Origin of the sequence: Enterobacter cloacae complex sp. SHL012 (assembly GCF_049237505.1) — a bacterium.
In the GTDB taxonomy this organism is placed as follows: Bacteria; Pseudomonadota; Gammaproteobacteria; order Enterobacterales; family Enterobacteriaceae; genus Enterobacter; species Enterobacter kobei.
This window is the reverse complement of record NZ_JBMKIZ010000001.1, coordinates 110,973-124,897: the sequence shown is the minus strand read 5'-3', so window position 1 is coordinate 124,897 and position 13,925 is coordinate 110,973. Positions and strand designations below refer to the sequence as shown.

Annotated in this window: 12 protein-coding genes; 3 read left to right on the top strand and 9 right to left on the bottom strand. The window is 53.9% G+C overall.

The window, feature by feature from the left end; translation table 11 throughout:
• Positions 1–107 precede the first annotated feature (107 nt).
• Complete coding sequence (gene fdhF, locus ACOTY9_RS00625) at positions 108–2,258, top strand: formate dehydrogenase subunit alpha (RefSeq protein WP_421637291.1); 2,151 nt, start codon at positions 108–110, stop codon at positions 2,256–2,258.
• Positions 2,259–2,352: 94 nt separating this feature from the next.
• Here fdhF and ACOTY9_RS00620 read toward each other — a convergent pair whose 3' ends face one another.
• The 6 genes from ACOTY9_RS00620 to ACOTY9_RS00595 all read right to left on the bottom strand — a co-directional run bounded on the left by ACOTY9_RS00620 (position 2,353) and on the right by ACOTY9_RS00595 (position 8,339).
• The gene (locus ACOTY9_RS00620; protein ID WP_023332797.1) at positions 2,353–2,994 is read right to left on the bottom strand and encodes a helix-turn-helix transcriptional regulator; all 642 of its coding nucleotides are present in this window, start codon (positions 2,992–2,994) and stop codon (positions 2,353–2,355) included.
• Position 2,995: 1 nt separating this feature from the next.
• The gene (locus ACOTY9_RS00615) at positions 2,996–3,508 is read right to left on the bottom strand and encodes a fimbrial protein (protein ID WP_023332796.1); all 513 of its coding nucleotides are present in this window, start codon (positions 3,506–3,508) and stop codon (positions 2,996–2,998) included.
• An 11-nt stretch (positions 3,509–3,519) separates the two neighbouring features.
• Positions 3,520–4,467 carry a fimbrial protein gene (locus ACOTY9_RS00610; protein ID WP_023337168.1) on the bottom strand — a complete coding sequence of 316 codons (948 nt, stop codon included), beginning with the start codon at positions 4,465–4,467 and terminating at the stop codon, positions 3,520–3,522.
• 11 nt (positions 4,468–4,478) lie between these two features.
• Positions 4,479–7,007, bottom strand: coding sequence for a fimbria/pilus outer membrane usher protein (locus ACOTY9_RS00605; protein WP_348565742.1), 2,529 nt, complete (start codon positions 7,005–7,007; stop codon positions 4,479–4,481).
• A gap of 45 nt (positions 7,008–7,052) precedes the next feature.
• Positions 7,053–7,730: a fimbrial biogenesis chaperone gene (locus ACOTY9_RS00600; RefSeq protein WP_047626051.1), complete on the bottom strand. Its 678-nt coding sequence runs from the start codon at positions 7,728–7,730 to the stop codon at positions 7,053–7,055.
• 78 nt (positions 7,731–7,808) lie between these two features.
• The gene (locus ACOTY9_RS00595) at positions 7,809–8,339 is read right to left on the bottom strand and encodes a fimbrial protein (RefSeq protein ID WP_348565571.1); all 531 of its coding nucleotides are present in this window, start codon (positions 8,337–8,339) and stop codon (positions 7,809–7,811) included.
• 418 nt (positions 8,340–8,757) lie between these two features.
• Here ACOTY9_RS00595 and ACOTY9_RS00590 point away from each other — a divergent pair, with 418 nt between their 5' ends.
• Together ACOTY9_RS00590 and ACOTY9_RS00585 are read left to right on the top strand one after the other, a co-directional pair.
• Positions 8,758–9,417 (top strand): helix-turn-helix domain-containing protein, encoded by a 660-nt coding sequence (locus tag ACOTY9_RS00590; protein ID WP_014883518.1) that lies wholly within the window; start codon positions 8,758–8,760, stop codon positions 9,415–9,417.
• Positions 9,418–9,486: 69 nt separating this feature from the next.
• On the top strand, positions 9,487–10,116 hold the full coding sequence (locus ACOTY9_RS00585) for a helix-turn-helix domain-containing protein (RefSeq protein ID WP_047626050.1): 630 nt from the start codon (positions 9,487–9,489) through the stop codon (positions 10,114–10,116).
• 50 nt (positions 10,117–10,166) lie between these two features.
• On the opposite strand, the gene ACOTY9_RS00580 is transcribed toward ACOTY9_RS00585, so the two are convergent.
• From ACOTY9_RS00580 to ydiJ, 3 genes are all read right to left on the bottom strand, one after another.
• Positions 10,167–10,361, bottom strand: coding sequence for a YdiH family protein (locus tag ACOTY9_RS00580; RefSeq protein ID WP_003857766.1), 195 nt, complete (start codon positions 10,359–10,361; stop codon positions 10,167–10,169).
• 85 nt (positions 10,362–10,446) lie between these two features.
• On the bottom strand, positions 10,447–10,857 hold the full coding sequence (gene menI, locus ACOTY9_RS00575; RefSeq protein WP_047344137.1) for a 1,4-dihydroxy-2-naphthoyl-CoA hydrolase: 411 nt from the start codon (positions 10,855–10,857) through the stop codon (positions 10,447–10,449).
• On the bottom strand, positions 10,854–13,910 hold the full coding sequence (gene ydiJ / locus ACOTY9_RS00570) for a D-2-hydroxyglutarate dehydrogenase YdiJ (protein WP_421637290.1): 3,057 nt from the start codon (positions 13,908–13,910) through the stop codon (positions 10,854–10,856). Before ydiJ ends, menI begins: the two co-directional genes overlap by 4 nt.
• Positions 13,911–13,925: the final 15 nt, after the last annotated feature.

Sequence of the window (13,925 nt, the reverse complement as noted above, 5' to 3'; positions counted from 1 at the left end):
ACCCTGTAAAACAAGCACTTTAAATATGGCATGGTTTCTGCTTAATCCCTTTTACGGGACTGGGCTTACCAGTCATTTTGCTTCATTTCTTAACAGGTCTGTTATTGATGAAAAAAATCGCCAGCGTCTGCCCTTACTGTGGTGCAGGCTGCAAATTAAACCTTGTTGTTGAAAATAACCGTATCCTCCGCGCCGAAGCGGCAGAGGGGGTCACAAACCAGGGGACCTTGTGCCTGAAAGGATTTTACGGCTGGGACTTCCTCAACGACACCCGTCTGCTCACTCCCCGCCTGACCCAACCGATGATCCGTTATCGTAAGGGAGAGGCATTCACCCCCGTGACCTGGGAAGAGGCTATCCGCTACACCGCCCACAAGCTCAGCAGTATCAAAGCGCAATTCGGTCCGCGCGCGATCATGACCACCGGTTCATCACGCGGCACCGGTAATGAAACCAACTACGTGATGCAAAAATTTGCCCGTGCGGTGTTGAACACGAACAACGTAGACTGCTGCGCGCGCGTTTGTCACGGCCCTTCCGTGGCCGGTTTACAGGAGACACTTGGCAACGGCGCAATGAGTAATTCAATCAACGATATTGAAAACTCAAAATGTCTGCTGGTATTTGGCTACAACTGCGCAGACTCCCACCCTATCGTCGCCCGTCGCGTGCTGAAAGCCCGGGAAAACGGTGCAAAAATCATCGTCTGCGATCCGCGCCGCATCGAAACGGCGCGCATTGCCGACCAGCATCTGCAGTTGAAAAACGGCAGTAACATGGCGCTGGTCAACGCTTTTGGCTATGTGCTGCTGGAAGAGGAGCTGTACGACAAAAACTACGTCGCACGCTTTACTGAAGGGCTAGAAGCCTATCGGCAGACGGTCAAAGAGTATGCCCCAGAGCGGGTTGAACACCTCACCGGCATTCCCGCCAGTGACGTTCGTCAGGCAATGCGTACGTTCGCGGCGGCCCCTTCCGCCACCGTGATGTGGGGAATGGGCGTGACCCAGTTTGGTCAGGCTGTGGATGTGGTTAAAGGACTTTCCAGCCTGGCGTTGCTGACCGGCAACCTCGGCCGTCCTGCCGTCGGCGTCGGTCCCGTGCGTGGACAAAACAATGTTCAGGGTGCCTGTGACATGGGCGTGCTGCCGAATATGTTCCCCGGCTATCAGGATGTGACCGATCCCGCCGTCAGACAGAAGTTCGCCGATGCCTGGGGAATTGACGTCAACAAGATGGACGATCGCGTCGGGACGCGCATTACCGAAGTGCCTCACCTGGCGCTGGAAGGCAAGGTCAAAGCCTATTACATCATGGGGGAAGATCCGCTCCAGACGGAAGCCGATCTCGGCCTGGTCCGCAGCGGTTTTGACGCTCTCGATTTTGTCGTGGTTCAGGACATCTTTATGACCAAAACGGCGGAAGTGGCTGACGTGCTGCTCCCTGCCACCTCATGGGGGGAACACGGCGGCGTCTTTACCTGTGCCGACCGGGGGTTTCAGCGTTTTGGCCAGGCCATTCAGGCCATCGGCAACGTTAAGCGTGACTGGGAGATCATCAGCCTGCTCGCCACCGAAATGGGCTATCCGATGCACTACGACGATAACCAGCAGATCTGGGACGAGATGCGCGCGTTGTGCCCTCTTTTCTATGGTGTGACCTATGAAAAAATGGGCGAAATGGGCCACGTGCAGTGGCCGTGCCCGACGCTGGATCATCCGGGAACGCCATACCTGTACAAAGACAATCAGTTCGACACCCCAACCGGCAAGGGGCAGCTCTTTGCTGCACCGTGGCGCGCACCGGCAGAAACCCCTGATGATGACTACCCTCTTGTGCTCTGCACGGTGCGTGAAGTGGGACATTATTCGTGCCGATCAATGACCGGGAACTGCGCCGCACTGCAAAGCCTGGCCGACGAACCTGGCCGGGTACAGATGCATCCAGCCGATGCGGATAAGCTGGGCATCCATGACGGCCAGCTGGTGTGGGTTCGTTCACGCAGGGGCAAGGTCATCACCCGCGCCAGCATCAGTGAGCGTATCAACGCCGGTGCGGTCTATATGACCTACCAGTGGTGGATTGGCGCCTGCAACGAGTTAACGCAGGACAACCTTGACCCTGTCTCTAAAACGCCGGAAACCAAGTACTGCGCGGTAACGCTGGAAGCCATTGAGGACCAGCGCTGGGCGGAGGATTTTGCGGCATCGTCTTACCAGACGATGAAAACGCGGTTGATCAATGCCGTGAACGTGTAAGGAAAAGAGGCTTAACGGTTTTGTAATTCGCAGAAACAGGGGCGCGATAATGAATGACACTATTGCGCCCCTGGTATGATATTGGGAATACTGGTTAACCATGATGGTGAGTCAGATAGTCTCGCAACCGGTTTCCAGGGGTATTCTTCTCCACCATCCTGTGAATCAAGGCCACCAGTTCAAAATCACTGCGCAGGTTGAATTTTTGCATCAGCAAATATTTATGGGTAAAAATAGTTTTATCACTTGTTTTAAGCTTATTCGCGATCTGCCCTACCGATAATCCTCTGTAAAAATTCACCATAACGCGAATTTGCTGTGGCGATAATATTTTATGCTGGCATTCGCTGCAGCTTCTCTTCCTCCAGTGAAAGCTTGAGAGCTGTGTGCGGTACCATGCGATAAACAGCGCCTCGGTGATCCTGTCCAGCGACGCGCGGCGCGAGATAAAAATCATATCCTGAAAACAGGACGGATATGTCGAGAAACGGTGTTCATCATCCACCAGCCCAACCACAATTCCTTTTTTCCGCGCCTGTAATTCAGGATAACAGGTCAGGGTTTCCCCCTGACATAAAGAGAGAAAAATAATATCGGCGGCACTGACATTTTCATGAGAAAGTTCGCCGTCAAAGTGAAGCAGATGTTTGAAATTATGAAAGAAGAAATCCACAAGAAAACACTGCAACCCCGCTCTGAAAAATGCGTCGGTCTCTTTAATCACAATATTCAGCATATCAGTTGTACTGCATCGTCATGACCACGACGGCACTGATGCTCCCCGGCGTCGCACCGCCGGTGAAGGATCTGACCGATGCCAGCATGGCTATCGTTGCCGTTCTGTCTGCTGAAACAGGTTGAGTGAGGCTTGCACCCGTTCCTTTCAGCACGCCTGTCGCGGCCTCACTCATCGCAATCGCAACGTGCGTGGCTGAACCGCTGTTCATGTAATAATCCGCTCCCGCATCCGGATCGGGAGTGCCGGTAAAGGAGACCGTCACGCTGCGCGTCCCCGTCGGGCACTGGGTAAATAAGAGGTTAAAGGGCACAGGATCGGATGAAGATCCCGGCGTAGCCATATTTGATGCCTGTATATTGCCAAGATTAATATTCAGACTGGCATTCCCTCCATTGAATATACACGGAGCGGCAATAATATTGCCGGTAACGCTGACATTAACGCTGTCCGCCGCAAAGATATTGCTGCTTATTACTGTGGCGGCGAGCGCGGCCGTGCGCAAAATATTCATCGCTTTATCCATCACTGATACGTCAAATTTAAGGTCGCAGAGGCATTAGCCGTGCCGGGCTCAACCGTCGTTTTTGTCTGGTAATAACGCGCCGTTAACGGAAATGTCTGCTGACCGCCAGCGGCAACGGTTAACGGCAGGCGCGTATTTAACGCCAGCGGCGTGCCGTTATAGAGCAACTGAACGCCAACCCCTTTCGCCGTGCCGGTATTCCCTTGCCCCGTAAGTGCCAGCACGCTCGTCGTCGCAACGTCCGGGTTCTGAATACCGCTGATCGAAACATTCACGTTGGCGCCAGGATCGCAGTTAAGTCCAAGATTTTGCGTATTCCGGGCGCCCGCCGGTGTGGTGCCCACCGTCGAGCCAAACGTCGCCGCAGAAATATCGCCGATAGGGAACGTCAGCTGCGGGGTGGTGATGCTGCAGGCCAGCACGTTAACCGTTCCCCCCAGCAGCGTGGTCGTCAGAGCATCACGGTAAATGCCATCGCTCCCCTGCAGCATCACCACGCCCAGTACTCCCGGCGTGAGTGAACCTGACGCGACCGGTCCGGTCACGATAAGTTCTATTTTACCGCCCCACCATTCGACATAGCTGGCCTGCGCGGTATAGGAAAAGGTATTTGTCGGATTTTCAAAATATCCCCCAGATGAAAAACGAATACCAATTCCACTTACGTTTGTGTCATAGACGTGATTTCCGAAAGCGCTCTGGGTTGCATTCAGATATCGCATGCTAAATCCCAGCATTACCGGACTCGTGCATCCCGTTAAATAGGCGCTGGTGATTGACGCATTACGCGAAAATAAAACGGTACCAACGGCCACATCGCGCTGCACCGTAATGGTGCCGATGGACAACGTAGATTCCTGGGGCGTAATCGTCGTGCAGGTGCCTGCATGGGCACTGCTCCAGCCTGCTGCGATACACAGCAGAAATATCATCGTAATTAAGCGCATTTTAAAAAACCCTAAAGACAATTGACGTTGAGTTCGGTAATTCCGCCTGCCGATGATGGCGGAGGGAGGACGAACGGTGCGCGGCATTGCCGGTCGCTTTCCGTACCCCAGGTCACAATGACGGTTCCCCGCGCATCCAGACCGGTGAGATAGACCTGTCCTTTATCGCCAACAATAACGCTGCTGTTATCGACACCGTTCAGGCTCGCCATTGCCCCGAAGGGAACAAATTGGCCGTTATGCGTTAAATTAAACAACACCCGGCGCCCCACCTTCGCCTGATAATCAGCCACCACGATCGCGCCACGCGTCGGGGTCACTGTGCGGGTATTAATCTCCAGCTCAACATCATCCGGCATACTTTCCGGAGCAAGGGCGATCTCATTTTTACGGTAAACGGAGAGATTACTGACCACCGTATAGCCCCGGTAATCCGTTTTGACCCCCGCCTGATTACGGATATCAACATCGTGCGCACCCGGGGCGCTAACCAGCACATTGGTCTCACCGAGAGGCTGTGAGAAGGTGATCCCTTCCCGGTGAGCGAGAACGCCTCCCTGCAGGCCATAGTTAAGGCGCTCGCTGTTTTTGTCGTAGCTGTAGCCCGCCGTCAGTTCAGCGTAGGTTCCTTTATAATCACCATTCAGGTTGCCCGTGTAGCCCACGCCATCCGACCCGTACCCCTGCTGCACGTTCCAGTTCAGCGCATGGTTTTCCAGCGCCACCCCGTTCAGACCGATGTTGTGTGTGGTGCCGTTATGCTGACTGGCGCTCACGCCATAGTTAGCCCAGTTTTGCGGCAAAAATTTCTCAAGGGGAATACTGACGTTGAAAGCCACGAGCCGATCGCTGTCGTATCGTTTATTACCATCGTATGAACCCGCACTGCCGTTTTTACTGTAAGTCCAGGTCAGTCCGTAACTGATGTTGTGCCAGTAGTTGTTGTAACCCAGGCTGTATGACGCCATCGTTTTACCCGAATTCCAGTAGTCTTCGCGGGCCGCGCTCAGGGTCAGCGAACCCAGATTGTTGCCCAACGTCTGGCTCATCGTCAGTTCGGCCCGGTTGCGACGCCGGTCCTGAAGCGCAGCGCTGTCACCCCAGGAATCGAGGATCTCCTGCATGCCGTAGTAACCGCGGGTCGAGTAGCGGTAGCCTGCAATCGAAAACTGGGTTCCGGTCCTCACAAAGTTCTTGCTGTAACGCGCGCGCCAGGATTGCCCGTTGGATTTTTTGCCGTCCTGCGGGGTGGACCAGGCCTGGGTCACGTCCGCAGAAATCGCACCCAAATCGCCCATGTTTTTCCCAAGCCCGGCTGCGACAGACTGGTATTTGCTCGACGCCTGCAACCCACCGTAGAGCGTGACGCCCCGCGAAAGACCATAGATCCCGGTGATTTGCCCAAACGGCGTCTTATCAACGTTATGGTTATAAGAGCGGTACTGGCCCCCGGTCAGCGCATATTTCAGGCGCCCCTCGCGTTGTAATACCGGCAACGAGGCATACGGTAGAGTGAAATGTTGCTCACTGCCGTCAGCTTCCTTAATGGTGATATCCAGATCGCCCGCGCCGCCCGTGGGGTACATATCCGTAATTTCAAATGCACCAGGCGCAACATAGGTCTGATAAATCTGATAGCCATTTTGCCGCACCACCACCTGGGCATTGGTCCGCGCGATACCGCGAACCACGGGTGCATAGCCTTTCAGCGAATCCGGGAGCATGTCGTCGTCGGAAGCCAGTTGCCCGCCGCGAAACGGCATACTGTCGAACACGTCTGCGGGCGCGGCGCTATCGCCCAGGGTGAGCTGTGCGTTGAGCGGGATAATGGCCCGCTGTGCGTAGGTGTAGACGGTATCCCACGTGTCCTGGCCCGTCTCATCCCGCGACCAGGTGGTGTAGTTGCGCAGCCGCCACGGCCCAACGTTAATGCCCGGGCGTAAGTTGGCGTATTGACTGTTACTGTTCTTATTGCCGGCCTGTTTTGCCCGGCTGTTCGCCCCGCTCAGGCTGTAGTTGAGCATCGCGGCGGTGATCCCTTCATCCCATTGTTCCGGCGAAACATACCCTCGTGCAGGCAGATCGATCGCGGCCTGAGGAATACTGATGACCAGCCGCTGCGCGCCGAACTGAAAATCGGTACTGGCATGCGGGATTGCCTGCAGGTTGACACAGGATGTCGTTTCGCTCGTCAGGCCGGGGAACAGTGCGGTTTTGACGCCCCAGCTTTTTAGCTGTGCAATACTCAGGCAAGGCAGCAGGCTGTCATTTCCCTTCTCATCGTTTCCTGCAATAAAATCAATATCGCCCGTCTCAATAAGCTGGTCGTCAAGAATGATATCAACATGGTATTTCCCTGGTGCCTGCGAACCGGATTCAAACGCAGATAAATCGGCTTTTGCCATCCCGGGATTATCCAGCTCCACCAGCTCGGCGTTAAAGGTTTCCCGGGCATGCGCCACAGATACAGCATGCGTCAGCGCGAAGGTGATATAAACAGCCAGACGCGCGGGTTGCATTTTTATATTTTTCGTTGCCATCATCATAAACCTGACCCACTAATGAGAGCGCCCGTTTTTCAACTATTAAAAACTGGCCTGGTGTCTTATTCCCGGGCTGCCATAATCGTTAATCACGCTGAACTGGATCTGATTGCCAGAAATGCCGGGCGGTAAGCTAAATGCAGCCACTGCGCCCGGTGCCACCCAGGAGGCCTCCTCCAGTTTTTTACCCCCGACGTTTATGTCATTAAAGTTAATGACATAGGGTGTAGGATTAGAGACCTGGATTTTATTTCCGCTGCGGGACCAGGTTAATTTATTTACCTGATCCTCCGGCGTTGACGCCTTCAGCTTTTCCGGACGATAAATAAGCTTGATGCGTGTCTTCACGGCAATCTGCAATGAATTAACCTGTTTCGTGGCTGACGGTATCGCTTTAATGTTCAGCCAGAACAGACTTTCCTTATCTTGCGGCAACGAGCCGGTGAGCAAAATACGTTCAATATTCTGCTGACCACCGTTAAGCCTGTAGAGCGGTGGGGTGATGATAAAAGGCGCTTTATTAGCATTACCTTCTGGCATCTCAATCCAGGACTGGATTAAGTAAGGGGCTTCATCCGCATTATTGATGCTGATGGAGGCTTCTTTTTTTCCACCATCAAAAATAACGCGGGTACCGCCAATAATAACCCCGGCAGAAGCCTGTGACAGCGACGCCATAATAACAGCCGCGCTCAGCAGGGCTTTGCTAATAACATTCATTTTGAACCTCTTGATACAAGGGGGCAATACCTGCCCCCAGACAACACCTTGCGGAGCGGACTTTTTGCTGCTGAGTAATTAGTTATAAACAACAGAGAAGTTAGCGACGGAGTTTGCAGGACCGGATGTTACCGCTGCCGCCGTTGAAATATACTGCGCATAGAAATCCAACGTATTGTCAGCACTGCTGCTTAACGAATAGTTGTAGCTATTGCTGCTATGCAGCGGCAGGTCGGCTTTATCAGCAGTCATCAAATTGATGGCAACCCCGGTTGCGGCACCGGCGACGGACGTATCAATCGCCAGCAGATCCGTATTGGTCATATCGGGCGTGCCGTCAAAACGGACTTTGGCACTGGTCACGGTTACCGGACAATTCTTCAGAATAATATTGAATTTCGTTGCCGCCGTTCTTGAACCGGTGGTTGGAAATTCTGTTTTATAATAATCACCAAATACCACCACCTGGTTTTGAGAGGCCACCGCAACATCGCAGGCTGAATCCAGGATGTTGCCATTAAAGTTTACGGTGCCCGCAGCCGCAAAGGCATTGCCCATCATTAAGGCGGAACCTGCCGCTACCATTGCTAAAATAATATTCTTTTTCATAATCATCATGTTCCTGTTTACTGGATAACTTTATTTATTATTGAAATTCACGTAGCAGAAAGCCGATAAAAGAACCAGTTAACATTCTTTTATTTCCCAATCGATGGCATAAGGTCTTTCTGACTGACTGGATAAAATTTATATAATCATTTTCCTGAAAACAACTTTTTGATGGTCTAGCTGTAGACTGTGATTTAACGAAAAAACAACATTTATCACAGCAGAAAATTATCGAATAGTGAGCGAGTCTAATTGTAGACCCGACACACTTTCTCCTGTGATTCAGAACGTTAGACTCCTGAGATCCCCCGGTCTACTTTTAGACCTGCGGGGAATATTCCCTGAGTTCTTCATTTTTAAGATAATTCCCTTCGCAGATCAAAAATTGATCATACAAAGCGTCGCTGTGAGGTATCTTATGAATACGCGTTTAACCACCCAACTGAATAATCACCAGTCCTCAGTTCTGGATTTAAAACCGTTCGCCCATATAGACACGCTGATTAAACATGTTTTGCCTGTGGCCAACAGAATGATCATCGGCCGTGGCGAAACGGTACATTATTATAAAGATGATATTCGGCAATGCTTTTTGCTTCTCCAGGGGAGCGTGGCGCTTCATCGGCGCGGCGACGGCATTGTTTTAAACTCTGAATCTACCCCTTTTATTCTCGGTGTCAGCAGTCAGTTTTCCTCTGAGCACCTGTATGTCCGGGCGCTGGAGACCGCAGAGATCGCCCGCGTGCCGCTGGAGAGCTTCAATCAAATTGTGTCGCAACATAATTTATGGGAGCACTTTTCTAAGCTGCTTATTTATACCGCCTCGCGGGTCTACGAACATTGCGCGCAAATATCGCAAATGTCGGCCTACGATATTATCCGCTTCCAGCTTGTAGAACTGATGCAGGAACCCGACGCAATCCGGTTAAATACGACGGCGGCAGCCTACATCAAAAGCCGGACCTATCTTTCGCGCAGCGGAATTATGCGTATCCTCTCGGAACTGCGCACCGGGAAGTACATCACCATGGAGCGTGGCGTGTTGCTCGACATTCATCATCTGCCACGAAAATATTGACCGCCGCCGTGCCGCCAGAGACGATAGACGCTATACTTAGCCAGGTTTATTTAAAGGTTAGCAGCGACCATGTCCCTTCCAGAAACGCCTCAACGTGGCTCACCCTACGCGCAAGAGCTTATTTCTCACTTACTGCCTGACTGTACGACACGACAAACCGCTCGCGGCGAGCGACTTGACCTTCAGATCGATGGTCAGGGAATGTGCTATTTAATTCTTGAGGGGACGGTCGCTATCTACAGAAGAAGCGACGATATGATGCTCTCCACGGCCCGCAGCCCCGCCCTCTTCGGCCTCGCTAATCTGACCGACATTTATTTTAATGACTACCTCAAGACCGTAAGCCCTTGCCTGATAGGCACGCTCACCGCCGAGCGGGTTAATGACATCATCAAAGAAAAGGCCTTGTGGGGGCTGCTTTCAAAACAGCTCATGTTTGTTTATAGCCGTCTTTATAACAACGTGATGCCTCAGGGGGCACCGACGGCGTATGAGATGATTCGCCAGCAGCTCATAAAGCTGATGGAGGAAGATGATAGCTATCGCGGCAGCGTGACGGCGGAAAGGTATATCAGGGAGAAAACCCAGCTCTCCCGAAGCGGGGTCATGCGCATTCTGGCCGATTTAAAAACCGGCGGGTTTATCGAAATGGAAGAAGGCCGTCTCCTTAAAATCAACAAACTTCCTGCCAGATACTGAATGTCAGGCACAAAAAAGGCCGCAATTGCGGCCTTTTCAACAACACTCACTCAATGGACGTGAACGCCCAACCGCCAGGCAAAGTAGATCTCTTCTTTCAGTTCATTTGAAGAGAGCGCCAGCAAATCTGTAAATTCCAGCTCAAGCTGTTTCAGCTTTTTCAGGTACTGCGCCGGAGACAGGTTGCTCTTATCGCGACGTAAATATTCAATTGCCAGCTGTGTTGGGGTTATTTCAGTATCCATGATGTCCTCGCTTATGTACAAATCCTGACCAGTATATCACAACCTGCTGGCTAGTTTTTGACCAAAGGCAATTCATCTGAAAACTTTACACGACCGCCGTCGTCAGACGTGACGAGCAGCAGAGGCGATCCTGCTCATCAAGGATATCAATCTGCCACACCTGATGACGGCTGCCGGCATGGAGCGCGCGGCAAATACCCCGTACGCGTCCGCTGCGCACCGAGCGAATGTGGTTGGCATTCACCTCAAGCCCGACCACCTTCTGATCCCCTTCGGTGCAGAGATACCCTGCAACCGAGCCCAGCGTTTCGGCCAGCACGACGGACGCACCGCCGTGCAATAAACCAAACGGCTGATGAGTACGATGATCGACAGGCATTGTGGCCTCAATATCATCGTCGCCAATGCGGGTAAACTGGATATCCAGCAGCCCCACCATATTCCCCTCGCCCATGGCATTCAGCGCCTGCAGCGTGACAGCACGTTTCCAGATCATCCAATTATCTCCAGTAAAGCCTGTAATGGGTGGCGTACGCCGTTACCTTCTACCCGTTTCACCTGGCTGCGGCAGGAGTAGCCCGTCGCCAGACAGCGGTTTCGCGGCAAACGCTGCATGGCCTGGTGCCAGGACAGCTCATAGATGCCGAGCGAACTGGCGTGGTTTTTCACTTCATGACCGTAAGTACCGGCCATCCCACAGCAGCCCACGTTAACGCTCTCCAGCTTCGCCCCGAACCGGGCAAAAATGGATGCCCATTGCGCCGGGGCGCCGGGCAGCGCCGTCACTTCCGTGCAGTGGCCGAACAGATACCATGGTTCACCGCTAACATCCTGAATCGCGCGCGCTTCCAGGGCTGACGGCAGCCACTCATGCACCAGCATGACGTGGAATTCGCCGCGCTTATCACCCAGCGTCTGTTTATATTCATCGCGATAGCAAAGCACCAGCGCCGGATCGACGCCGACCATCGGTATACCCAGTTGCGCCACACGGTTTAAGAAGTCAGCGGTTTTCCGCGCGGTCTTCGCAAAACGCGTCAGGAAGCCTTTAATGTGCTGCGCCTTGCCGTTCGGCGAGAACGGCAGAACCACGGGCTGATACCCCAGTTTTTCGGTCAGGCGGATGAAGTCCGCGACCACCTGGGCGTCGTAGTAGCTGGTGAACGGATCCTGCACCACCAGCACGACATTCGCTTTTTGCTCGGGGGTGAGCGCCTCAAGCTGTTCCAGGGTCATGTTTGCCGAGCGATGCCCGACAAGCTGGCGCTGCAGAGACGGCACCGACAGCAGCGGCAGATCGACCATACCGATATGCTTTTCGGAGAGCTTGCGCACCAGCGGCTGGTTGATAAAGAAGTTAAAGGTCTTAGGCGCGCGCGCCATCAGCGGTGCGTAACTTTCCACGGTTGCCACCAGATGGTCTCGCACCGGGCGCAGATAGCGCGTGTGGTAGAGCTGCAGGAAGCGCGAGCGGAATTCCGGCACATCGATCTTAATCGGGCATTGCGTCGAGCAGGCTTTACAGGCCAGACAGCCGGACATCGCCCCTTTCACCTCATGGGAGAAATCATACTCGCCCTTACTGGCATGCCAGCTATTGCGGGTGCGCTCAATCAGCGAGCGCAGGCTGGCCCGTTTTTCCGGTATCTGCTGCTCCAGCCTGAGCGGATCAACGCCGCGATCGGCCAGCAGGCGCAGCCATTCGCGCACCAGGGTCGCCCGCCCTTTCGGAGAATGGATACGGTTGCTGGTGATTTTCATCGACGGGCACATCGGGCTTTTCACATCGAAGTTAAAGCACAGGCCATTGCCGTTACACTCCAACGCGCCGCGCCAGGAGGCACGTACCGCAATTGGGATCTGCCTGTCGTAAGTCCCGCGTTTTACGGCATCCACCTGCAGCATTGGCGCATCCACGCCTTCAGGCGGGCAGATCTTTCCGGGATTGAGGCGGTTATGCGGGTCGAAGGCCGCTTTGACCTTGCGTAATTCCGCATAGAGCTGTTCCCCGAAGAAGGCCGGGCTGTATTCCGCGCGGAACCCTTTCCCGTGCTCCCCCCACAGCAGACCGCCATATTTGGCGGTCAAGGCCACCACATCGTCAGAGATCTGCTTCATCAGGATCTCCTGCTGCGGGTCGCACATGTCCAGCGCCGGGCGCACGTGCAGCACCCCGGCATCGACGTGGCCGAACATGCCGTAGCTCAGGCCGTGGCTGTCCAGCAACGCGCGAAACTCAACGATATAATCCGCCAGATGCTCAGGCGGCACGCAGGTGTCTTCGGCAAACGGAATCGGCTTCGCTGCGCCTTTTGCATTACCGAGCAGGCCCACGGCTTTTTTACGCATCGCATAGATACGCTCAATACCGGCCAGATCGTTACAGAGCTGCCAGCCAATCACGCCGCCTTCACCCTGCGCAATTAGATCATCCAGACGCTGGCAGAGCGTCGTCACCTGGCTCTCAATCAATTCCGCGTCATCGCCAGCAAACTCCACGATATTGAGACCCAGCATCTCTTTATCCGGCACGTCGGTAATCAGCTCCCGCACGGAGTGCCAGACAATGTCCTCCCGCGCCAGATTCAGCACTTTAGAGTCGACGGTTTCTACCGACAGCGCCTGCGCCTCAACCATAAACGGTGCATTACGCAGCGCGGAGTCGAAGGAGTCATATTTGACGTTCACCAGACGACGCACCTTCGGTAAACGGGTGATATCCAGCCGCGCCTCGGTGATAAACGCCAGCGTGCCTTCAGAGCCGGTCAACACCCGGGTTAAATCGAACTGCGTCAGATCGTCGTTAAAGACGTGACGCAAGTCGTAGCCCGTTAAGAAGCGGTTCAGTTTGGGGAATTTATCGAGGATCAGCTGGCGGTTGTCACGACAGCGCTCCAGCACCGTGCGATAAACACGCCCGATGGTGGTGTTGTCTTTACCCAGCGTTTCCGCCAGTTCGACCGGCATCGGCTGGGTATCAAGAATATCGCCACCCAGCAGAACCGCACGCACGCCCAGCACGTGATCGGAGGTTTTTCCGTAGACCAGTGACCCCTGACCGGACGCATCGGTATTGATCATGCCCCCAAGGGTCGCACGGTTACTGGTGGAGAGTTCCGGCGCGAAGAAGTAACCGTAAGGCTTGAGATACTGATTTAGCTGATCTTTGATGACGCCCGCTTCAACCCGCACCCATCCCTCTTCAGGATTGATCTCAATGATGCGGTTCATATAGCGCGACATGTCAATAATAATGCCCTGGTTCAGCGCCTGACCATTGGTCCCGGTGCCGCCGCCACGCGGCGTAAAGACCAGAGAGGCGAACCGCTCTTGCGTGGCCAGCCGGGCAATCAGCGCCACGTCGGCGGTTGAACGAGGGAAAACGACGGCATCGGGAAGAAGCTGGTAGATACTGTTATCGGTGGCCATCGTCAGCCTGTCGGCATAGTTCGTGGCGGTATCACCTGTAAAACCCTGTTGCTCCAGTGCCTGCAAAAAATTAAGCACCAGTTGAACGACGCCAGGTGCCTGAGAAATCTGTGGGATCATTACTGTCGACCCTAA

Coding starts and splice junctions, on each gene's coding strand:
- fdhF (WP_421637291.1), top strand. CDS start 108: ATGAAAAAAATCGCCAGCGTCTGCCCTTACTGTGGTGCAGGCTGCAAA.
- ACOTY9_RS00620 (WP_023332797.1), bottom strand. CDS start 2,994: ATGCTGAATATTGTGATTAAAGAGACCGACGCATTTTTCAGAGCGGGG.
- ACOTY9_RS00615 (WP_023332796.1), bottom strand. CDS start 3,508: ATGAATATTTTGCGCACGGCCGCGCTCGCCGCCACAGTAATAAGCAGC.
- ACOTY9_RS00610 (WP_023337168.1), bottom strand. CDS start 4,467: ATGCGCTTAATTACGATGATATTTCTGCTGTGTATCGCAGCAGGCTGG.
- ACOTY9_RS00605 (WP_348565742.1), bottom strand. CDS start 7,007: ATGGCAACGAAAAATATAAAAATGCAACCCGCGCGTCTGGCTGTTTAT.
- ACOTY9_RS00600 (WP_047626051.1), bottom strand. CDS start 7,730: ATGAATGTTATTAGCAAAGCCCTGCTGAGCGCGGCTGTTATTATGGCG.
- ACOTY9_RS00595 (WP_348565571.1), bottom strand. CDS start 8,339: ATGAAAAAGAATATTATTTTAGCAATGGTAGCGGCAGGTTCCGCCTTA.
- ACOTY9_RS00590 (WP_014883518.1), top strand. CDS start 8,758: ATGAATACGCGTTTAACCACCCAACTGAATAATCACCAGTCCTCAGTT.
- ACOTY9_RS00585 (WP_047626050.1), top strand. CDS start 9,487: ATGTCCCTTCCAGAAACGCCTCAACGTGGCTCACCCTACGCGCAAGAG.
- ACOTY9_RS00580 (WP_003857766.1), bottom strand. CDS start 10,361: ATGGATACTGAAATAACCCCAACACAGCTGGCAATTGAATATTTACGT.
- menI (WP_047344137.1), bottom strand. CDS start 10,857: ATGATCTGGAAACGTGCTGTCACGCTGCAGGCGCTGAATGCCATGGGC.
- ydiJ (WP_421637290.1), bottom strand. CDS start 13,910: ATGATCCCACAGATTTCTCAGGCACCTGGCGTCGTTCAACTGGTGCTT.